Annotated in this window: 1 protein-coding gene; it reads right to left on the bottom strand. The window is 68.9% G+C overall.

Going from position 1 to position 376, the window contains the following annotated elements; all coding sequences use genetic code 11:
• Nucleotides 1-376 (bottom strand): alkaline phosphatase family protein (locus AC1DYK_RS36220; protein WP_478170660.1); only part of this gene is annotated, 376 nt, incomplete at both ends.

The following is a 376-nucleotide window of genomic DNA, read 5'->3' as shown; positions in this document are numbered from 1 at the left end:
GGCCGTAAGCCCCCGCCGGGCGGCCGCTGTCGCCCGCGTACAGGTCGCCGCTGACGTCGACGGTGGACTTGCCCTGTGCGGCCGAGCCGGCCGGGAAGGGCGGCACGACGTGGTCGAAGAAGCCGTCGTTCTCGTCGTAGGTGATGAACAGCGCGGTCTTGCTCCACACATCAGGGTTGGAGGTGAGCGCGTCCAGAACCTGCGAGATGTACCAGGCGCCGTAGTTGGCGGGCCAGTTCGGGTGCTCGGTGAAGGCCTCGGGCGCGACGATCCACGAGACCTCGGGCAGCTTGCCGGCCTTCACGTCGGCACGGAGGATGTCGAAGAAGCCCTCGCCCTTGCGTGCGTCGGTGCCGGTGCGCGCCTTGTCGTACAG

This window comes from Variovorax sp. P2_H12 (assembly GCF_056403395.1).
The sequence above is the reverse complement of the archived record's forward strand: the minus strand, read 5'-3'. Positions and strand labels throughout refer to the sequence as shown.